This is a genomic window from Polaribacter sp. Hel1_33_78, from assembly GCF_900106075.1.
GTDB lineage: Bacteria > Bacteroidota > Bacteroidia > Flavobacteriales > Flavobacteriaceae > Polaribacter.
Genome location: NZ_LT629794.1, coordinates 21958 through 43553, shown reverse-complemented (window position 1 = coordinate 43553; position 21596 = coordinate 21958). Strand labels below are relative to the sequence as shown.

Below are 21596 nucleotides of genomic sequence, written 5' to 3'. Positions count from 1 at the left end.
CGAACGTTTTAATGTTTTAAATCAGAAGTTAAACGAATTTAGTTGTTTTTTATGAGAAAGTCAAGTTTAAGAAAGCTAAAAGCCCAACTCTTTTGAGTTGGGCTTTTATATGTTTTTAAATATTAAAATCTATTAAAGATCAAACTTAATTCCTTGTGCTAAAGGTAATTCATCAGAATAGTTAATGGTATTTGTTTGTCTTCTCATATATACCTTCCATGCATCAGAACCTGATTCACGGCCGCCACCTGTTTCTTTTTCACCACCAAAAGCGCCACCTATTTCTGCACCAGAAGTTCCAATGTTTACGTTTGCAATACCACAATCTGAACCGGCATAAGACAAGAATTTTTCAGCCTCTTTTAATTCGTTGGTCATAATTGCAGATGATAATCCTTGCGCAACACCGTTTTGTTTTCCGATAGCATTTTCTACTTCGCCAGTATATTTTATTAAGTATAAAATAGGTGCAAAAGTTTCATGCTGTACAATTTCGAAATGATTTTCAGCCTCGATAATAGCTGGTTTTACATAACAGCCGCTTTCGTAACCTTCTCCTTCTAGAACACCGCCTTCAACTAAAACAGTTCCACCTTCAGCTTTTGCTTTTTCAATGGCAGCTAGATAAGTGTTTACAGAATCATGATCGATTAATGGTCCAATATGATTTCTTTCATCTAAAGGGTTTCCGATCGTTAATTGCCCATACGCACCAACAATGGCATCTCTTACTTTATCATATACAGATTCGTGAATAATTAATCTTCTTGTAGATGTGCAACGTTGTCCACAAGTTCCAACAGCGCCAAAAACCGCTCCGGGAACTACTACTTTTAAATCTGCAGTTGGTGTTATAATAATGGCATTATTTCCGCCTAATTCTAATAAAGATTTTCCAAAACGTTGTGCAACAGTTGCACCAACAATTCTTCCCATTCTTGTAGAGCCAGTTGCTGAAACTAACGGTATTCTAGTATCGGTGGTCATCATTTCACCGACTTTATAATCTCCATTAATAATACAAGAGATTCCTTCTGATAAATTATTTTCTTTTAATACATCTGCAATGATATTTTGACAAGCAACCGTGCATAAAGGTGCTTTTTCAGAACCTTTCCATACACACACATCACCACAAATCCATGCTAAAGCTGTGTTCCAAGCCCAAACTGCAACAGGAAAATTAAATGCAGAAATAATACCAACAACACCTATTGGATGCCATTGTTCCCTCATTACATGCCCGGGTCTTTCAGAAGGAATTGTTTGTCCGTTCAATTGTCTTGACAATCCAACAGCAAAATCACAGATGTCGATCATTTCTTGAACCTCACCCAAACCTTCTTGGTATGATTTTCCCATTTCATAAGAAACCAATTTTCCAAGAGCTTCTTTTTTTTCTCTTAATTTATTTCCAAACTGACGTACAATTTCTCCCCTTTGCGGAGCAGGCATATTTCGAAAAGAGAGAAAAGCTTCCGTAGCTGATTCCATTACCTTTTCGAAGTCTTCTTTGGTACTAGCTTTTACTTTACCAATCAGTTTCCCGTCAACTGGAGAGTATGATTCAATAATTTCGCCGTTAGAAAAATTATTAGAACCAGTAGAAGTTCCCTGATTTATATCTTTTACGCCTAATTCCAGCAAGGCTTCTTTAATTCCAAAATCTGTCATTTTGTAGTTTGGTTTTAGTTGTTTAAATTCGAGGAACGAATTTACGAATTATTTCACAAATAAATAAATTAAACAGAAATTACATTTTTTGTTTAAAATCAAACAAAAATATATGAAAAAATTACTTTTTATGGTATCCGTTCTAATGATTTTTTTCGGATGCAAAGCAGATGAATCAATGCCAGAGAAAGAGAAAACTCAAAAAACAAATAATTTTGCAATAATAATTCATGGCGGAGCAGGTACTATTTTAAAAAAAAATATGTCTAATGAAAAAGAAGGCGAGTACAAAGCAAAGTTAGAAGAAGCCGTAAAGGTTGGCCATAAAATATTGAAAAACGGAGGAACAAGCCAAGAGGCAGTAATGAGAACAATTCAAATTATGGAAGCTTCACCATTATTTAATGCTGGAAAAGGGGCTGTTTTTACACATGAAGAAACGAATGAATTGGATGCGTCTTTTATGGATGGAAAGACTTTAAACGCTGGTGCAGTTGCAGGAGTTACAAATGTAAAAAGTCCTATTGAGTTAGCAATTAAGATTATGACAGATTCGGATCATGTAATGCTTTCCGGGAGAGGGGCCTCTATATTTGCAGAAGAAAAGGGTTTAGAAATTGTTAACCCGAGTTATTTTTATACAGAAAGACGTTTTAAATCCCTTCAAAGAATAAAAGATAGAGAGAAAACAGAATTAGATCATGATGATAAAAAGGCTGCTTTTTATGATACCGATATTAAAAATAGCAAATTCGGAACTGTTGGCTGTGTAGCTTTAGATAAAAATGGAAATATTGCTGCTGGAACTTCAACTGGAGGAATGACAAACAAACGTTGGGGGAGAATTGGTGACGCACCGATTATTGGTTCTGGAACCTACGCCAATAATAAAACTTGTGGGGTTTCTTCAACAGGTTGGGGAGAATATTTTATTAGAAGTCAGGTTGCATATGATATTTCTGCACAAATGGAATATCAGCAAAAAACATTAAAACAAGCTACAAAAGATGTGATTCAGAATAAACTAACAAAACTAGGAGGCACGGGAGGTGTAGTTGCATTAGATAAAAATGGAAACATGTCTTTTGAGTTTAATACGGCTGGAATGTACAGGGCTTCTATGAATGATAAAGATGCATTGATTGTGAAAATTTATAAAGAATAATCTAGCCACTCTTCAGGCAAATACCCCAGGTCAATTTCTATTTTCGTTGTTTTTATTTTCTTTTTCACCCCTAGTTTAGAAATTTTTATTAGTGATAAATTGATGTTATTTTTTTTATTGATTTTTGCTAAGACAGATTCCATAGATTTTTTAGCGCATAGCACCAAACTATTCATCATAGCATTTGACTCAATAGATAAATCATATAAATCTACATAAAAAGCAGGTTTGTCATCTTGATAGATAATCCATTGTGTTGGTCTTCTATTGGGGATTTCAATAACTTTCTTTGTGCCGCTGAAAGTTCTATAAGTAGTTTCAATAAGTTTCATTTCGTATTCTTTTAATAAAATTAGCTTCATAGCAATTATTTTTTAAAAGGAAATAATAAGTATTAAGTGAAAGGGCTACCGCAAAGATAATATTTATGCGCATTCAAAATATTTTAATTTCGATAGAAGTGAATTAATAATCGTTTAAACCAAGTATTTTAATTAAGGATGGTTTCTTTGACATTTATAAAATTGTGTTTTCTTTATTCTAATAAGAGCCTTGTTTCTTAAAATTGGTAATGAATTCCCGTATAAATGCCAATAGTATAAGGTTGAAACCTATCTGGATTTTTATTAAAAGTATTTAATTGGCTTTTAAACATTGGATTGATATGCAAAGACCAATTTGTATTAAGGCTGTAATTGAAATCAACTCCTAAATTCCCGCTAAAATTTATATTATTTAAATTATTGGCTTTTCCCTCTTTGCTGAACGAAGAAGTAGATAAACGAATCTGATTTTCTTTTAAAAATAAAGTACTGAACCCTCCGATTAAATGAGTTTTAAATTTATTGTCACTAATTTTATAGGTAGTGGTTTCTGAATCATATTTTGGTTCAATCCAAGAACCTAATAAAAGGTTATTTGAATTGATTGCAGTTTCATTAATTTCACAAGAGAAGAATAAAATTACAAAAAGGATGCTAAAAATATTTTTTAAATTCATAAGTATTGATTTTAAGTCGGGTAGTTTTATTTGTTTTAACTAAGTATTTTTTTTAATCTATTATTTCTATTGCAATTAGAAAACCTTTCGCCAGCAGCGGCAAAAGAGATAAAAATAAAATAGCAAAATAACAGCAAAAGAGACTTCATAGTTGTTTAAATAAATATAAGATGTAAAAAGATTAAAAAGGTTGTGGCTAATAATCTTATTTTTGCAAAAGTTTATGCAAGAATCCATTTTTAACATACAAAACGAAGAAAATTTTACAAGAGTAGCTTTAGAGGTTTTTAGACATCAGTTTAAAAATAATAAAGTGTACCGTTCTTTTTGCGATTTGTTATATGTACATCCTTCGGATGTTACAAAAGTTGAGCAAATTCCTTTTTTGCCCATTCAATTTTTTAAGATAAAAAAAGTACTGTCTTCACTCGATGAAGTTAAAGAAACGTTTACAAGTTCTGGAACAACAGGTAGCATTGCAAGTAAACACTTTGTTACGGATATTAAATTTTATAAAGAAAGTTATTTAAAAGCGTTTGCTCATTTTTACGGAGATATTGAAGACTATGTTGTACTCGCTTTATTGCCAAATTATTTGGAGAGAAATGGTTCTTCTTTGGTTTTTATGGTTGATGATTTAATCGTAAAATCTAAAAATCCTGAAAGCGGATTCTATCTGAATAATATTGATGAATTGGCCAATAAACTGATTAGTTTGGACAAAAAAGGCCAAAAAATCTTGTTGATTGGTGTTTCTTTTGCATTATTAGATTTGATTGAAAAACATCAATTTAATCTTAATAACACTATAGTGATGGAAACTGGAGGAATGAAAGGAAGAAGAAAAGAATTGATTAGAAATGAGTTGCATCAATTATTGCAAGAAGGCTTTAAGGTAGATGAAATTCACTCAGAATATGGAATGACAGAACTTTTAAGTCAAGCCTATTCTAAAGGAAAAGGAGTTTTTGAAACGCCTTCTTGGATGAGAATTTTAACCCGAGATACAGAAGATGCATTAAGTATTTTACCAACAGGAAAGGCAGGAGGAATCAATGTAATTGATCTAGCAAACTATAATTCTTGCTCATTTATCGCAACTCAAGATTTAGGAAAAGTGCATCAAAATAAATCTTTTGAAATTATTGGGAGGTTTGATAATTCAGATATTCGAGGGTGTAATTTAATGGTATTATAAGATTAAAAGTATGAAATTATATAGAGAATTTAAAGAGTTTGCGGTTAAAGGAAACATGATTGATATTGCCATTGGCGTAATCATAGGAGCAGCCTTTAATAAGGTTGTGAATGTTTTGGTAAAAGAGGTTTTAATGCCACCTTTATCTTTTATGACACAAGGTAAAAATTGGGCAAATAAAAAGATCGTTTTAAGGGAGGCAGGTATAGTTGATGGTGTTGTAAAACTAGAAGAAATTGCAATAGGCTATGGAAAACTGATTGAAGCTGGTGTAGATTTTCTAGTGATCGCTTTTACTGTTTTTTTAGTTGTTAAGGTGATGAATTCCATTAAGAAAAAAGCAGACGACCCTAAAAATACAACTGTTGTAACTCCAAAAAATATTGAGTTAATGAATAAAACCAATGAGTTATTAGAAAAACAAAATGCGTTTTTGATGAAGGTGTTAGCGCAAAAAAAGTAGCAGTAAAAGGAAAGGTTAAAAAAAAAACAAAAAAAATAGCTGAAATTTTCAGCTACTTTTTTTAAATTTAATTATTTAAGTTATGCTACAATCAATAGGTAATAATTCTTCTTACCTCTTTGTAATAAAACATATTTATTAGCAATTAAGTCATCAGAAGTAATGATAAAATCCTCTTTTACTTTTTCCTTATTTACTGAAATTGCATTTTCTTTTAAGGCCCTTCTTGCATCCCCATTAGATTTTAAAAAATTGGTTTTTGCCGCTAGAGCTCCTATCATATCTAATCCTTCAGAAAAATCAGAAGCTGAAATTGTAGCTTGAGGCACACCATCAAACACATCTAAAAATGTTTGTTCATCTAGAGATTTTAAATCAGAAGCTGTAGATTTTCCGAATAAAATATTAGAAGCGGCAATGGCTTTTTCATATTCTACTGCACCATGCACTAAGACAGTAACTTCTTTTCCTAAACGTTTTTGTAAAACACGTAAATGAGGTGTTTCTTTATGCTCTTCAATTAAGGCATTGATTGTTTCTTGATTTAAAAAAGTAAAGATTTTAATATATTTCTCTGCATCTTCATCAGAAGTATTTAACCAATATTGATAAAATTTATAGGCTGAGGTTCTTTTAGCGTCTAGCCAAACATTTCCTCCTTCAGATTTTCCGAATTTAGAACCATCAGATTTTGTGATTAAAGGGCAGGTAATTGCATACCCTTTTCCACCGCCAATTCTTCTAATTAATTCAGTTCCTGTTGTAATATTTCCCCATTGATCAGATCCACCCATTTGAATCGTGGTAGCGTTTTCTCTGAATAAATGAAGGAAATCATACCCTTGAACCATTTGATAGGTAAACTCTGTAAAAGACATGCCGTCTTTAGATTCAGCACTAATTCGGTTTTTTACAGAATCTTTGGCCATCATATAATTTACGGTAATATGTTTACCTATATCTCTAATAAATTCTAAGAATGAAATATCTTTCATCCAATCGTAATTATTTACCAGAATTGCAGCGTTTTTTTCATCAGAAGTAAAATCTAAGAAATGACCTAATTGTGCTTTTACGCATTCTTGATTATGTCGTAATGTTTTCTCATCCAATAAATTACGTTCAGCAGATTTCCCCGAAGGATCACCAATCATACCAGTTGCCCCTCCAACTAAAGCAATAGGTCTATGACCACATCTCTGATAATGTGCTAATAACATAATAGGAACTAAGTTTCCAATATGTAAAGAGTCTGCTGTTGGATCAAAACCAACATAAGCACTTCTCATTTCTTCTAACAAATGCTCTTCCGTTCCTGGCATGCTGTCGTGCAACATTCCTCTCCATTGTAATTCTGCAATAAAATTATTCATTGTAAATTTTAATTAATTCAATTTTAAAATTGGGATGTCAAACTAAACTGCTCACAGTTTCTGTATTTTGATAGCTTAAATTATCACTTCCCACAAGCTCAATCTGCCGTTTTTAAACAGGTTTAAATAAATGCTTTTTAACAAGGCAAAGATAAACTTATCGATGAAAAAACCATAAATTAGCTGTATGATTTTAGTCACTGGAGGTACGGGTTTAGTTGGTTCTCATTTGTTGTATCATTTATGTTTGCAAAATGTTGCAATTAGAGCTATCTATAGAACAAAATCGTCTTTAGAAAACGTAAAAAAAGTTTTTAGGTATTATACAGAAAATGAAAATTTATTTTCAAAGATAGAATGGTATCAAGCAGACATTACCGATGTTCCTAAAATGATCCCTGCTTTTTCTGATGTAAAGCAGGTATATCATTGTGCTGCATTTATTTCCTTTAATCCTAAAGATTATAGAAAAATGCGAAAAGTAAATATACATGGAACTGCGATTATTGTAAATCTTTGTATTGCTGCAAAAATTGAAAAATTATGTTTTGTAAGTTCTATTGCTGCTGTGGGTGATTCTTTAAAAGGGAAAATAGTTACTGAAGAAAATGAATGGAATAAAGAATTGGACAATAGTGGTTATTCTATCACCAAATTTGGTGCAGAAATGGAAGTTTGGAGAGCTAGCCAAGAAGGAGTTGATGTGGTTGTCGTAAATCCCGGAGTTATTTTAGGAAGTGGTTTTTGGAATTCTGGTTCGGGAAAATTATTTTCTCAAGTGAATAACGGATTCCGTTTTTATACGGAAGGAGTTACTGGTTTTGTGTCAGTACAAGATGTTGTAAAACCTATGATTTTATTGATGAATTCACCCGTTAAAAACGAACGTTTTATTTTGATTTCAGAAAATAAATCATTCAAAGAAATTTTCTTTCTAATTGCGGATACTCTTGGTAAAAGTCGACCGTCAATAAAAATAAAACCCTGGCAAACTAATCTCTTTTGGAGGTTTGCCTGGTGCGTCTCAAAAATCGCGAGAAAAGAACCATTGTTGAGCAAATACTCTGCAAGATCAGCTCATTCTGTAGCTGAATATTCATCAGAAAAAATACAAAAAAAAATAAATTATCAGTTTGAAGATCTCGAAAAATCAGTGCAAAGAATCTCTAAACGGTATCTTAAATAGTAGGTTTAATTTTCAAAACTCTTTTCTTTGATTCTTCCAATTTTTCAATCTTCTTTTTATTTTTTGCTCTAATTATATCAAGAGAATCCTTTTTTATAGAATCGAGCCTTTTGCTTATTTCTTCAAAGAAAACTTTTTGCTTCTCTAAAAGTACTTTAGCATCTTTAAAAATTTCTTGATACAAATCTATTTTAGACATATAATACAAGTTACTCTTTTGAAAACGTGTACTATCAATTTTAAATTGGTCATACACTAAAGACATGTACTCAATTTTTTTTTCTAAATTCTTGTTTTTAACATGTTTTGCGGAAGAAGCAATCATCATCTCTTGAATTAAAAGACTCATTGTATCTTTAGGTATTAAGTCTTTTGGTTTCTCAAAAATGGTGTTACTTGTGCAGGAAATCAAGAAACTAAAAATTAGTATGTAGCTTATATTTTTCATATTACCGATTAAAAGTAATTCTTTTTCCTTTAATTTTATCATTAAAAACCCCCTGCTTATACATCAAATTACCATTTACAAAAGTATGTGTTATGGTTGATGAAAAAGTAGTCCCTTCAAAAGGAGACCAGCCACATTTATAGAAAATAGTATCTTTAGAAACGTTTTGAGGCTTATTGGTATCAATCAAAACTAAATCAGCAAAATAACCTTCTTTTATAAAACCTCTTTTTTCGATTTGAAATAATTTAGCAGGATTATGACTCATCTTTTCAACTGCTTTCTCAATTGAAATTACACCTTCTTTTACTTTTTCTAAAATAGCAGGTATTGCATGCTGCACCAAAGGTCCGCCACTTGGCGCTTTTGTGTACACATTGTTTTTTTCCTCTAAAGTATGAGGTGCATGATCTGTTGCTAACACATCAATTCTATCATCCAACAAAGCCTTCCATAAACCTTGTCTATCAGTTTCCGTTTTTACTGCAGGATTCCATTTAATATGTGTTCCTTTTTCTGCATAATCTTTATCAGAAAACCATAAATGATGAATGCAAACTTCTGCAGTAATTTGTTTTTCTTCTAAAGGAATGTCGTTTCTAAAAAGTTCGGTTTCCTTGGCTGTTGATACATGAAAAATATGCAGTCTTGCTCCGGTTTTTTTAGCCAACTCAATTGCTTTTGAGGAGGATAAATAACAAGCTTCTTCACTTCTAATAATTGGGTGATATTTTAGAGGAATATCCTCTCCGTATTTGTTTATAAATTCTTGTGTATTTTTCTTGATAGTAGCCTCGTCTTCGCAATGTACGGATATAATCATTTTTGTTGACGAGAAAATTTTCTCTAAAACTTGCTCGTTATCTACTAACATATTTCCTGTAGAGGATCCTAAAAATAATTTAATTCCTGCTACTTTTTTAGGGTCTGTTTTTAGTAATTCATCTAAATTATCGTTCGTGCCACCAAACATAAAAGAATAGTTTGCATATGAATCTTTAGAGGCTATTGTAAATTTATCTTCTAATAAATCTTGAGTTGTAGCTTGTGGAACGGTATTGGGCATTTCAATAAAGGTAGTAATTCCACCAGCAACAGCCGCTCTACTTTCTGTGGCAATAGTTGCTTTGTGTGTTAAGCCAGGCTCTCTAAAATGAACTTGATCATCTATAAAACCAGGAATTAAAAGTTTACCTTCAGCATCAATAACTTCGAAGTTTTCAGTTGCTTTTATTTCTGATGAAATTTTTTTTATAATTTCGTTTTCAATCAAAACATCACCTAAAAAAGTTTTGTTTTCATTTACTATTCTTGCATTTTTTATTAAAATTGATTTTGCCATTTTTCTTTTTAAATATCCATTCTCATATTTACTAAACTTTTGGTAAATCCAAAACGTTCATAAGCTTTTATCGCCCGTGTATTATTACTATATACATCTAATCTCAATTCCTTTAGGTTTTTTGCTTTTGCCCAATCTTTTAAAGATTTTAAAATTAGATTGCTAATTTTTTGGCCTCTAAATGATGGTTTTACGTACATAAAACCAATATAACCATGTTCTGGGTTTTTATGATAGTGTTCAGAATTTTCTAATCTTAAATAACCAGAAGCTACCAGTTTTTCATTAGAAATGGCAACTATAAAATGGATTTGTTGACTAGAAATTAATTCAGGTATATTGTAATAAAACAGCTCGCCTTGTGCCAAAAAAGGATCTAAAGGTCTTTCGGCTTCTATTACTCCTTGCTCAAATTCTAAGAGTGTTTCTAAGTCTTTTAAATCAGCATTTCTGAGAGAAATTACATTCATATTAATCTATCTTGGAAGCCCTTTTAATCTCATTTTTATCACACCAAATAAAGCTTCGGAAACTATGTTTCCGCTCATTTTAGAGGTTCCTAGTGCTCTGTCGGTAAAAACTACAGATACTTCTCTTATGTCAAAACCATGTTTCCAAGCTTTAAATTTCATTTCTATTTGAAAAGCATATCCTATAAATTTTATTTTGTCTAATTGTATTGTTTCTAGTACTTCTCTTTTCCAACACACAAAACCTGCAGTTGTATCAAAAAGAGGAATGCTCGTGATTAAACGGACATATTTTGAAGCAAAATAAGAAAGGAGTAATCTTTTTATATCCCAATTAACAACGTTAACTTTATTGTTTACATATCTAGATCCAACAGAAACAGCGCCACCTTCTTTTTTACAAGCATTATATAGGCGAATTAAATCTTTTGGATTATGAGAAAAATCTGCATCCATTTCTATGATATAATCATATTTCTTTGCAATTGCCCATTTAAAACCATGAATATAAGCAGTTCCTAACCCATGTTTACCTAACCTTTTTTCTAAAAAAAGTCGATTTGGAAATTCTAAAATTAATTTCTCTACAAGTTTGGCGGTTCCATCCGGAGAATTATCATCAACAACTAAAATATGAAACTTTTTTTTTTGGCTAAAAGTAGCTTTAATGATAACTTCTATGTTTTCTTTTTCGTTATAGGTAGGAATAATGACTAACGCGTCTGACATAAATTAATTTTCATGTAGTAAGAACACAAATATACATTATTTAATTACTAATTTTGTGTTAATCTTATTAAATGAAAGTTACTTGCAAGCACTAGATAAAATTACAACTTCTAACCATTGGATTACATTAGTCTTAATGTTTTTACTCTTTGGTATTGTTTTATTAAAAGCAATAAATTTAAGCAGGTTAAAAGGGAGTATATATAGTCTATTTAATATAAATTTTATCGAGACAGAATCTGAAGAGAAAACTAATTTTTTTGATTTTTTTCAAATGGTATTTTTTATATTTTCTGTAATTGTAATATCGCTATTAATTTTTAATTTTAAGATCTACACATTGCCAGCAAGTGATGCAAGCTTTTATTCTTTTTTATCAGTTTTTTTTAGTCTGTTTTGTTATTTTTTACTTTTAAAAATAGTAGAATATTTATGTATACAAGTATTTTTAATAAAAAATGAAGTCAGGTTTTTTATTATTTCAAAATCTAGATACTTAAATACAATTTCAATTTTACTATATGTGGCACTAGTTTTAAGTCAATATACAAACTTAAAACATCCTTATTTGTACTATTTTACAGGCTTTATGTTTCTAATAAGATTTGTGTTTCATGTGGTTAGTAATAAAAACCTGATTTTTAAGAAGTTGTTTTATTTTATTTTGTACATTTGCACGTTCGAAATAGCACCGCTATTTATACTATTTAAACTGATGTTTTAATTACAAAACGAAAGCTTATGAAAGTCAAAACGATTTTAGTATCGCAACCACCTCCAAAGACAGAAACTTCCCCTTATTTTGATTTGTCTGATAAACAAAAAGTAAAAATTGATTTTAGATCTTTTATTCATGTCGAAGGAATTTCTGTAAAAGAAGTAAGAGGTCAAAAAATTGACTTAACTAAAGCTACCGCTATTATTTTAACAAGTAGAAATGCGGTAGATCATTTTTTTAGAATTGCTGAAGAAATGCGTTTTAAAGTGCCAGATAGTATGAAGTATTTCTGCCAATCTGAAGCTGTAGCTTATTACTTGCAAAAATATGTTGTTTATAGAAAACGTAAAATTTATGTTGGGAACAGAACATTTCCTGATTTAATTAAGTTAATTAAGAAGCATAAGACGGAACAATTTTTATTACCATCTTCAGATAAATTAAAGCCATTAATTCCAGCTGAATTAGATGCTTTAGGGGTTAATTGGATAAGAGCAGATTTATACAGAACTGTAGTAAGTGATTTATCTGACTTAGAAGATGTTTTTTATGACGTACTAGTTTTCTTTAGTCCTTCAGGAATAGAATCTTTATTTCAGAATTTTCCCAATTTCAAACAAAACAAAACTAGAATTGCTGCCTTTGGTAATTCTACAGTAAAGGCTGTTACAGAAGCCGGTTTAAAGTGTGATATTACAGCGCCAAGCCCAGAAACACCCTCTATGACGATGGCTTTAGATAAGTACATCAAATTAGTGAATAAAAAATAACATATTTTGAAGTTGATTTAGAAACGTAGAAGAAAAAAACCGAGCAGAAAAGTTCGGTTTTTTTATGCAAATAAAGTAGCGAAAGCCTCTTCAATTTTACCAACTAAAACCAATTTTATTTCATGGTTTTTAGAAGAAATCTTGTTATATTTTGAAGCTACAAAGGTTCTATAGCCCAATTTTTCTGCTTCTAAAATTCGCTGATCAATTTTTGAAACAGGTCTAATTTCTCCAGCTAAACCAACTTCCGCAGCAAAACAAACATTCGGGTTAATGGCAATATCTTGATTTGATGATAGTATAGCAGCCACAACAGCTAGGTCTATTGCAGGGTCATCTACATTTATGCCTCCAGTAATATTTAAAAAAACATCTTTTGCTCCTAATTTAAAACCTGCTCTTTTCTCTAGAACAGCTAAAATCATATGTAAACGTTTTAGATTGTAACCTGTTGTAGAGCGCTGAGGGGTTCCATAAACGGCTGTAGAAACTAGAGCTTGTATCTCAATCATTAATGGTCTAATGCCCTCTAAAGTTGATGCAATTGCTGTTCCACTTAAATCTGCATCTTTTTTAGAAATTAAGATTTCAGATGGATTTGAGATTTCTCTTAAACCTGTTGCAAGCATTTCGTAAATTCCTAATTCTGATGTAGAGCCAAATCTGTTTTTTTGTGACCGTAAAATTCTGTAGGTATGATTCCTGTCGCCTTCAAATTGTAAAACAACATCTACCATATGTTCTAAAATTTTAGGTCCAGCAATGTTTCCTTCTTTGTTTATATGACCAATTAATAGAACTGGAGTAGCAGTTTCTTTGGCAAATTTTATGAGCTCTGCAGCCGTTTCTCTAATTTGAGAGATACTTCCAGGAGAGGCTTCTATTGCACTTGTGTGCAATGTTTGTATAGAATCTATAACCAAAACTTCTGGCTCCGTTTCTTCAATGCTTTTGAAAATTTGTTGTGTGTTGGTTTCGGTTAAAATCAAACAATTAGAAGTATTCGCTTTTAACCTTTCTGCTCTCATTTTTATTTGAGATTGACTTTCTTCACCAGAGACATACAGCACTTTCTGACTGATATTTAAAGCAACTTGCAATAATAAAGTGGATTTTCCAATACCAGGTTCACCTCCTAAAAGAGTTACAGAGCCTTTTACTAGACCACCACCTAACACAGTGTCTAGTTCGTTATTATTAGTAACAACCCTTTCTTCTGGGTTTAGCTGAATATCAGCAATTTTTAAAGGTTTATTTATAACCTGTTTAGCTGTTGTAGATTGTTTCCATATACGTTTTTCTTCTTTTTGAATTACTTCTTCTACAATCGTATTCCATTCTTTACATGCGCCACATTGTCCAACCCATTTTGCATGTTGAGTTCCACAGTTTTGACAGAAAAAAGTTGTTTTGGTTTTTGCCATTTAAAAAGAGTTTCCAAGTTTGAAAGTAACAAAGTTACAAAGTTTATGAGTTGATAACTTTTAAAAAACAGATAAAAAATAAGATTTTCTTAAAGTCGGTAAAAAGTTGCGTTAGTGATTGAATGGTATATTTGAGCTTTTTTTTAAAATACTGATTTTTATGACTACAAGCAAAAAGCGATTAATGAAAGCGCATCCTTTTGGTAACCTCAAAAAACTACTTGTCCTTGTTGTAAATAGGTAAAAACAAAAAGGCCAATCCGCCAAAAACGATAATCATTGCAGTTTGTGCGGTCCACATAATCCAGCCAAAAGCGGTGGCTGGTTCTGCAGGAATATCAAATAAAGCAAGAGCTCCAGCAACCGCAATTGGGTACAATCCAATTCCTCCATTTGTTGCAGCGATAGAAAATCCACCAGCAATAAAGCCGATTAAAATTCCACCTAAAGGAACTTCTAAGCCTTCAATTGCAGGAATTGTTGCCCAAAACATAGCAACATACATTGCCCAAATAAATAAGGTATGAAAAATAAAGGCCCATTTTTTTTTCATTTTAAAGATGCTCGTAACACCCTCTATTAGGCCAGAAACAAAGGTTTTAATCTTTAATAAAAACCCAGATTTTGCTTTTTTAATAATAGATGTTAAAATGTAAAAAGCAATTATTAGAATTGCTAAACCAATTATTATTTTCGTTGGATTAAAATTCTTGGTTAAGAGTTCATAAATAAAATCGAATTGAACAAAAAGTGTGATTAAAATGATGCATAACATCATAATTAAATCTGCAATTCTTTCTGCTACAATGGTCCCAAACCCTTTTTCAAAAGGGATTTCTTCATAGTTTTTTAAGACTAAAGCTCTAGAAACTTCTCCTGCTCTTGGTACTGCTAAGTTAACTAAATAACCCACTAAAACTGCCAAAACACTGTTTGTGAATTTAGGTTTAAAGCCTAAAGGATCTAGCATAAATTTCCATCTATAAGCTCTAGAAAGGTGGCTTAAAACTCCAAAGAATAATCCAAGAAAAATCCAAGTGTAATTTGCTTCTTTAAAGTAATCGATTAATATCTCAATAGAGATTTTAGAGATTGAATACCAAACTAAAAGACCTCCCAAAACGAGGGGAAGTATAATTTTTAAAATCTTTTTTATATTCAAAACTAAGTGCTTAGATTTTACAACTTGAATTATCAAGGGGTAAAAATACTGTTTTTTTACTAATCTTATTATAATCTAATGTTATCAATTAATCTAATTTTACCTGCAAATACGGCAATAAAAGCACGATATTTTTTATTAGATTCTCTATTTTTTATAGTTTCTAATGATTTTTCATCGGCAATTGTAAAATACTCTAATTTAAAGAAAGGATGCATTTTAAACTGATTTTCTACCCATTCATTTAGCTCAATAATATTTTCTGGTCCAAATTTTTTTCTAACTTTTTTAAGGACTTTATAAATAAAAGGTGCCGCCGCTCTCTGTTCTTTCGATAGTCGTGTATTCCGAGAACTCATCGCTAAACCATCATTTTCTCTAAAAATTGGACATCCTTTAATTTTTACATTTAAACGATTTTTTCTAACCATTTTTTTAATGATTTGCAATTGCTGAAAATCCTTCTGACCAAAATAAGCTTTGTTAGGCGCTACAATTTTAAAAAGTGTTTTTACTATGGTGCCGACACCATCAAAATGACCTGGTCTAAATTTCCCTTCCATTTGATGTTCTAAACCATCAAAGTCAAATTTTTCTGATAAAATATGATGATCATATATTTCTTCCACAGAGGGAAAAAACAAAACATCACAAGAAATACTTTCTAATAATTGTGTATCGTTTTCTATCGTCTTTGGGTAATTTGTTAAATCTTCTTTTTTGTCAAATTGTGTAGGATTCACAAAAATACTTACGACAACTATATCATTTTTTTTCTTAGCTTTTTTAACCAAGGACAAATGACCTTGGTGTAATGCACCCATTGTTGGAACAAAGCCAATAGTTTTGTGCTCCTCTTTTTGAGTGGTTAAGTATGATTTTATCTCTTGTTTAGTGTTAAAAATTTTCATTCTTAAAAATTAAGTAAAGTCTGCAAACTTACCATTTTAACACGATATTAGCATAATAATTTGTACTTTTGCGCTTCTCACAAAAGAGTTTGATTTAATGAAGGACAAGAGAATTTTATTTGTATCGTCTGAAGTGGTTCCGTATTTACCCGAAACGGAACTGTCTTCCACAGCTTTTAATTCAGCTAAAAACGCACATTCTAAAGGAGTTCAGACACGAATTTTTATGCCAAGATATGGTGTGATTAATGAGCGAAGACATCAATTACATGAAGTAATACGTTTATCTGGAATGAATCTCGTTGTAAATGACTTAGATATGCCATTAATAATTAAAGTTGCCTCTATTCCAAAAGAACGAATGCAGGTTTATTTTATTGATAATGAAGAGTATTTTAAAAGAAAAGCCGTTTTTACGGATGAAGATGATGAATTATTTTCTGATAACGATGAGCGTGCAATTTTCTTTGCAAAAGGTGTTGTAGAAACTGTAAAAAAGTTAAACTGGGCTCCAGATATTATTCATGTTCATGGATGGATGGCCTCTTTATTACCTCTATATTTAAGAGAGTTTTACAAGGAAGAACCATTATTTAAGGAGAGTAAAATTGTTACTTCACTTTATAATAGCGGTTTTGAGGGGGGATTAAATTCAGATTTAGCAGTGAAAGTTAAGTTTGATTTATCTGAAAATGACAAGATATCGACTATAGAGACACCTACCCATACTAATATTTTAAAAAGTGCAATAGAAAATTCTGATGCAATTATTCACGGGAGTGAAATAATTCCAGAAGAATTAAGTTCCTTTATTGAAGAAAAAGGAATGCCTGTTTTAGAATATGAATCAGAGAATTTAAAAGAATCTTATTTGAATTTTTACGCTGATTTACTATCAGCTAATTAATTGTTTTTTAAAGTGATAAAGATTATTAAAAAGAGTGTTTATATAGGTGTTTTGTTGTCATTTTTTTCAGCAATCATATCATGTGAAGAGGACTTTACAGACATTGGATCGAATGTTATTAGTAATACAAAGTTTAACACAAGCGCATATTCTGTAGAGATTAAAGCAGAAAATAGTCTAGTTGAATATGTATTGTCAGACAATATTACGAGAGAACCAAGCGAATATTTACTGGGGGTGCATGCAAGCTCAGAGTATGAAAAAATAGAAGCATCTGTGGTTTCCCAAATAGCGATAAGAAACGGATTACAAGTAGTAGATGATGAAAATATTTATGGTCTCGATACTGTTGTTGTCACTACAATAGATACTGTTTTCGTAAAGTTACCGTATACTGCTACTTTAGATGAAAATACATCCTCAGGTCCAGATTACACCTTAAATTCTATTATCGGAGATCAATCAAAAGCATTTACTTTTAATGCATATGAAACAGGTACTTACCTAAGCAGACTAAATCCTGCAGATCCATCAAAATTAAATTCATACAGTTCGAACGATGTTTTTGACAAGAAAGGAACTGAGTTAAATGATCCAATTAATTATCAATTTAAACCTAATAAAAACGACACAGTAATCGTTGTAAAAAGAAGGTTAAGTAGTAATGTATTGTATTCAAAAGACACTATAAAATATGTAACTTCTACTGCATCTGGAGTGCCTTTGCCATTTGCTGTGATTCCGTTAAATGAAGATAAGTTTAAAGAAATATTTTTAGATAAATATGAATTATCAGAATTTGAGTCTCAAGATGCATTTAATGATTATTTTAGAGGAGTAATTCTAGAAGCAAAAGGAGATGAAGGGTCTTTAATTTCTTTTAATTTTAGTAATACTGTTCCAGCATTAAATCCTTCTATTGAAGTTTACTACACCAATACAGTATTGACTAAAGGTCAGGTTATCGATACAATTCAAAAAAACGATTCATTTTTATTTTCAGGAGTAAGATCTGCTATTTATAAAATGGAAGAGAAAGTATATCCAGTAAACAATCAAATAAAACTACAAGGAGCTGCAGGTAGTGAGGTTTCAATAGATCTTTTCGGAGAGGATGCTGATAGTAACGGTTTTGCAGATAAAATTGAAGAATTGAGAAATAATAATTGGTTAGTTAATGATGCGTCTTTAACATTTTATATTAATCAATCAGTTGATACAACAGCAATTCCTAGTAGACTCTACATGTATAGAATTGTTACAGATTCAAGTTCTCCAACAGGTTTCAGTCAAATAAAAGATACGTATAGTGAAACTACTTTTGGTGGTAACTTAGAAAGAGATGATAATGGAAGAGCAGAAAAATATACTTTTAGAATTACAGATTATATTTCAGATGTAATTAGCGGTGAGGATGATATTTTACCGATATTAAAATTAAAAGTACATAATAGTAGTGATGATCCGCTTTCTAGTACTGTTTTTGAAAATTATAACTGGAATCCAAAAGCCGTTACTTTGTTGAATCATGAGGTCATTAATGGAGATAAAAGAGCGGTACTTAAAATTTCATACTCAGAGAAAAAGAATTAAAAAAAAGAATTGTTATGTGTGGTATATCAGCATATATAGGTTTTAGAGAAGCATATCCAATAGTCATAAATGGTTTAAAAAGATTAGAATACAGAGGTTATGACAGTACTGGAATAATGATCTTCGATGGAGAGCAAATGCAACTTTCTAAAACTAAAGGAAAAGTATCCGATTTAGAACTTATAACGGATAATGATGAAGTAAGAAAAAAAGGAAATATTGGAATGGGTCATACGCGTTGGGCAACTCATGGAGTGCCTAATGATGTAAATTCTCATCCACATTTTTCACAATCTGGAGACTTGGTTATTGTACACAATGGAATTATAGAAAACTATGATACCATTAAAAAAGAATTAATTAATAGAGGTTACATTTTTAAAAGTGATACAGATACAGAGGTCCTTGTTAGCTTAATTGAAGAAGTAAAAAAGAGAGAAAACTGTAAACTGGGACAAGCGGTGCAATTGGCTTTAAATACTGTAATAGGTGCGTATGCAATTACGGTTTTTGATAGAACAAAACCAGATGAAATAGTGGTTGCGCGTTTGGGAAGCCCTATTGCAATTGGAGTAGGGGAAGATAATAAGGAATTTTTTATAGCCTCAGATGCTTCACCATTTATAGAATATACAAAGAATGCTATTTATTTAGAAGATGAAGAAATGGCAATCATTAAAATAGGTAAAAAAGTAAAAGTTCATAAAATTCATGATGATTCTAAGGTAGACCCTATTATTCAAAAGCTTCAAATGAATTTAGAGCAAATTGAAAAAGGGGGGTATGATCACTTTATGTTAAAGGAAATTCATGAGCAACCTAAGGCAATTACAGATACGTTTAGAGGAAGATTGTTGGCTGATAAAAATATGATTAAGATGTCTAGTATAGACGATAATCTTGATAGATTTTTAAATGCAAACAGAATTATTATTATTGCTTGTGGTACTTCCTGGCATGCAGGTTTGGTTGCAGAGTATCTTATTGAAGATATGGCAAGAATTCCGGTTGAGGTTGAGTATGCATCAGAGTTTAGATATAGAAATCCAATAATCACGGATAAGGATATAGTAATTGCTATTTCACAATCAGGAGAAACTGCGGACACACTGGCAGCTATTAAATTAGCAAAATCTAAAGGTGCTTTTGTTTATGGAGTTTGTAACGTTGTAGGTTCTTCGATTGCAAGAGAAACGCATTCAGGAGCTTACACACATGCAGGACCAGAAATTGGAGTAGCTTCAACAAAAGCATTTACAACACAAATAACAGTGTTAACTTTAATTGCATTAAAATTAGGAAAAGCAAACAACTCTTTAACAGATGATGCTTTTAATAATTATCTGCATAAAATGCAATTAATACCAAAGCAGGTTGAAGAACTATTAAAAATAGATGAGCATGTAAAATCGATTGCAGCGGTTTATAAAGACGCTACAAATTGTTTGTATTTAGGTAGAGGTTTTAATTTTCCAGTTGCTTTAGAAGGTGCTTTAAAGTTAAAAGAGATTTCTTATATTCATGCAGAAGGGTATCCTGCAGCAGAAATGAAACATGGACCAATTGCTTTGATTGATGAAAACATGCCAATTTTTGTAATTGCTACAAAAAAGGGTCATTATGAAAAAGTTGTAAGTAATATTCAAGAAATAAAGGCTAGATCAGGAAAAATTATTGCGATAGTTACAAAAGGAGATACGCAGGTTAGAGAAATTGCAGATCATGTAATTGAAATCCCTGAAACAGAAGAAGCATTAACACCGTTATTAACTACAATTCCATTTCAGTTATTATCTTATCATATTGCTTTAATGTTAGGTAAGAACGTAGATCAACCTAGAAATTTAGCAAAGTCAGTGACAGTGGAGTAGTTGCTTGTGACAATTACTCTTACTCCTACAAACTGTTAGTAACCTTCTCAATATCAATAAGAACTACACATCTTTGGAGTTCTCCATATTCAGGATATCAGAAGTATTTATTTGATAAAATAAGGGGTTTAAAAGAACATTTTCTTACCCCTATTGGATACAGAAAGATATCTCAAATTCTAAATGAGGAAGGATTAAAAACACCTCGTGGAAATGTATTTAAAAACAACCACGTTCATTCCATTTATAAGAAAGGTTTAATTCGTGAAGAACGAATAAATAAACAAGATGTAGTTGTTGTTACTCCTCCTATTGTAGAAGTTATTAAATAAAAATCCTTCTATTTTTTTACGTTTTCCTTCACTTTGTAATACTTATACTCAGAACACATTGTTCTACTGAGTTGTAGATTACTTTAAGAAATACTTAATCTACCGAGAACTACACCTGACACAGGGGGAAGAATCCGATAATGAACAATACTCACCGATAGGTAAAACCATTCATTAGTGTTCCGAGAGGTAAAGGAAGAAAGGTATGAACTCGTAAAAATACATATAGGAAGAATCGTTGTTGGGGTATTTGTTAGATTCAACTGAAAAATGGTAAAGTTTTCAATAAAGGGAATAATTCCCTAATGGAATCTTTATATCTAATTGTGAAATATTTTATGAATTCAAACAATTTAAAAAGTTTGAAAAAAAGATTACAACCTTTTACTTAAAACTAAAGGTTGATACTATTTATATAAAACTGATAGATAATGAAACAAAATAAATTAGATTCTAAATCTATACAATGGATAAAAGATAATTCAAAAGAGTTCACAGATGAGTTCATCAGAAAATCAAAACTGGTTAAAAACTTCCACAAAGAATTAGAACCTTATCGAATGAAAAAAGATAAAGAAGGGTATCAAAAATTATTTAAAGAACTATTAAAAAAAGAAGAAGAAAAACAATGGAAGAAAGAATAACCAAACAACAATTAATGAAGATGTATAATGTAAATAGAACCACCATAGAAGAATGGAGAAGAAGGTTTGGGTTACCAATGATAGAAATATCATCTCATAAAAAATACATCAGGAAAACCGATTTATTAGAATGGGAAAATCAAATGAAACAAAATCATAGTTTAGTGTAGTTCAAAAATAAGTATAGTATCAAAATAAGAATGAATCACTATTTGA

22 protein-coding genes are annotated in these 21596 nt (G+C 31.1%); 11 read left to right on the top strand and 11 right to left on the bottom strand.

Going from position 1 to position 21596, the window contains the following annotated elements:
- Positions 1–132: 132 nt before the first annotated feature.
- Positions 133–1674, bottom strand: coding sequence for an aldehyde dehydrogenase family protein (locus BLT88_RS00215; protein WP_091952192.1), 1542 nt, complete (start codon positions 1672–1674; stop codon positions 133–135).
- A gap of 112 nt (positions 1675–1786) precedes the next feature.
- Between BLT88_RS00215 and BLT88_RS00210 the strand changes: the two genes are divergently transcribed.
- A complete protein-coding gene (locus BLT88_RS00210; RefSeq protein ID WP_091952190.1) occupies positions 1787–2839 on the top strand; it encodes an isoaspartyl peptidase/L-asparaginase family protein in 1053 nt (350 codons plus the stop codon).
- On the opposite strand, the gene BLT88_RS00205 is transcribed toward BLT88_RS00210, so the two are convergent.
- Both BLT88_RS00205 and BLT88_RS00200 read right to left on the bottom strand, forming a co-directional pair.
- Positions 2827–3201 (bottom strand): hypothetical protein, encoded by a 375-nt coding sequence (locus BLT88_RS00205; RefSeq protein ID WP_231960021.1) that lies wholly within the window; start codon positions 3199–3201, stop codon positions 2827–2829. The genes BLT88_RS00210 and BLT88_RS00205 overlap by 13 nt on opposite strands.
- Positions 3202–3398: 197 nt before the next feature.
- Positions 3399–3839 carry a hypothetical protein gene (locus tag BLT88_RS00200; RefSeq protein WP_091952188.1) on the bottom strand — a complete coding sequence of 147 codons (441 nt, stop codon included), beginning with the start codon at positions 3837–3839 and terminating at the stop codon, positions 3399–3401.
- A 223-nt stretch (positions 3840–4062) separates the two neighbouring features.
- On the opposite strand from BLT88_RS00200, the gene BLT88_RS00195 reads away from it, so the two are divergent.
- Positions 4063–5037 (top strand): acyl transferase, encoded by a 975-nt coding sequence (locus tag BLT88_RS00195; protein WP_091952186.1) that lies wholly within the window; start codon positions 4063–4065, stop codon positions 5035–5037.
- 10 nt (positions 5038–5047) lie between these two features.
- Complete coding sequence (mscL, locus tag BLT88_RS00190) at positions 5048–5500, top strand: large conductance mechanosensitive channel protein MscL (RefSeq protein ID WP_036784742.1); 453 nt, start codon at positions 5048–5050, stop codon at positions 5498–5500.
- A gap of 80 nt (positions 5501–5580) precedes the next feature.
- Here mscL and tyrS read toward each other — a convergent pair whose 3' ends face one another.
- Positions 5581–6873: a tyrosine--tRNA ligase gene (gene tyrS, locus BLT88_RS00185; RefSeq protein ID WP_091952178.1), complete on the bottom strand. Its 1293-nt coding sequence runs from the start codon at positions 6871–6873 to the stop codon at positions 5581–5583.
- A gap of 187 nt (positions 6874–7060) precedes the next feature.
- Between tyrS and BLT88_RS00180 the strand changes: the two genes are divergently transcribed.
- Positions 7061–8059: an SDR family oxidoreductase gene (locus tag BLT88_RS00180; RefSeq protein WP_091952176.1), complete on the top strand. Its 999-nt coding sequence runs from the start codon at positions 7061–7063 to the stop codon at positions 8057–8059.
- Here the strand turns inward: BLT88_RS00180 and BLT88_RS00175 are convergent.
- The 4 genes from BLT88_RS00175 to BLT88_RS00160 are packed head-to-tail and all read right to left on the bottom strand — an operon-like array spanning position 8052 to position 11048.
- On the bottom strand, positions 8052–8507 hold the full coding sequence (locus BLT88_RS00175) for a DUF4296 domain-containing protein (protein WP_052107596.1): 456 nt from the start codon (positions 8505–8507) through the stop codon (positions 8052–8054). The two genes, BLT88_RS00180 and BLT88_RS00175, sit on opposite strands and share 8 nt — an antisense overlap.
- Position 8508: 1 nt before the next feature.
- A complete protein-coding gene (locus BLT88_RS00170; protein ID WP_091952175.1) occupies positions 8509–9849 on the bottom strand; it encodes a dihydroorotase in 1341 nt (446 codons plus the stop codon).
- Positions 9850–9857: 8 nt separating this feature from the next.
- Positions 9858–10319 (bottom strand): GNAT family N-acetyltransferase, encoded by a 462-nt coding sequence (locus tag BLT88_RS00165; protein WP_091952173.1) that lies wholly within the window; start codon positions 10317–10319, stop codon positions 9858–9860.
- Positions 10320–10325: 6 nt separating this feature from the next.
- A complete protein-coding gene (locus tag BLT88_RS00160) occupies positions 10326–11048 on the bottom strand; it encodes a polyprenol monophosphomannose synthase (protein ID WP_091952172.1) in 723 nt (240 codons plus the stop codon).
- A gap of 55 nt (positions 11049–11103) precedes the next feature.
- Here BLT88_RS00160 and BLT88_RS00155 point away from each other — a divergent pair, with 55 nt between their 5' ends.
- Complete coding sequence (locus BLT88_RS00155; protein WP_302846597.1) at positions 11104–11772, top strand: DUF4271 domain-containing protein; 669 nt, start codon at positions 11104–11106, stop codon at positions 11770–11772.
- Between the two features lie 17 nt (positions 11773–11789).
- On the top strand, positions 11790–12536 hold the full coding sequence (locus tag BLT88_RS00150) for a uroporphyrinogen-III synthase (protein WP_036784758.1): 747 nt from the start codon (positions 11790–11792) through the stop codon (positions 12534–12536).
- Between the two features lie 62 nt (positions 12537–12598).
- Here BLT88_RS00150 and radA read toward each other — a convergent pair whose 3' ends face one another.
- The 3 genes from radA to panC form a co-directional block, all read right to left on the bottom strand.
- Positions 12599–13960 carry a DNA repair protein RadA gene (radA, locus tag BLT88_RS00145; protein WP_036784761.1) on the bottom strand — a complete coding sequence of 454 codons (1362 nt, stop codon included), beginning with the start codon at positions 13958–13960 and terminating at the stop codon, positions 12599–12601.
- A 217-nt stretch (positions 13961–14177) separates the two neighbouring features.
- A complete protein-coding gene (locus BLT88_RS00140) occupies positions 14178–15122 on the bottom strand; it encodes a lysylphosphatidylglycerol synthase transmembrane domain-containing protein (RefSeq protein ID WP_091955585.1) in 945 nt (314 codons plus the stop codon).
- Between the two features lie 68 nt (positions 15123–15190).
- Entirely contained in the window at positions 15191–16033 is an 843-nt protein-coding gene (gene panC, locus BLT88_RS00135; protein WP_036784763.1) for a pantoate--beta-alanine ligase, read from the bottom strand.
- Positions 16034–16130: 97 nt separating this feature from the next.
- Between panC and BLT88_RS00130 the strand changes: the two genes are divergently transcribed.
- The 5 genes from BLT88_RS00130 to BLT88_RS00110 all read left to right on the top strand — a co-directional run bounded on the left by BLT88_RS00130 (position 16131) and on the right by BLT88_RS00110 (position 21550).
- A complete protein-coding gene (locus BLT88_RS00130) occupies positions 16131–16940 on the top strand; it encodes a glycogen/starch synthase (RefSeq protein ID WP_091952168.1) in 810 nt (269 codons plus the stop codon).
- A gap of 12 nt (positions 16941–16952) precedes the next feature.
- Positions 16953–18533, top strand: coding sequence for a DUF4270 family protein (locus BLT88_RS00125; protein ID WP_091955583.1), 1581 nt, complete (start codon positions 16953–16955; stop codon positions 18531–18533).
- A gap of 14 nt (positions 18534–18547) precedes the next feature.
- Positions 18548–20404, top strand: coding sequence for a glutamine--fructose-6-phosphate transaminase (isomerizing) (gene glmS / locus BLT88_RS00120; protein ID WP_091952167.1), 1857 nt, complete (start codon positions 18548–18550; stop codon positions 20402–20404).
- Between the two features lie 763 nt (positions 20405–21167).
- Positions 21168–21380: a hypothetical protein gene (locus BLT88_RS00115; protein ID WP_091952166.1), complete on the top strand. Its 213-nt coding sequence runs from the start codon at positions 21168–21170 to the stop codon at positions 21378–21380.
- Positions 21365–21550, top strand: a complete 186-nt coding sequence (locus tag BLT88_RS00110) for a helix-turn-helix domain-containing protein (RefSeq protein WP_091952165.1) — start codon at positions 21365–21367, stop codon at positions 21548–21550. The genes BLT88_RS00115 and BLT88_RS00110 overlap by 16 nt, the downstream gene beginning before the upstream one ends.
- Positions 21551–21596 lie beyond the last annotated feature (46 nt).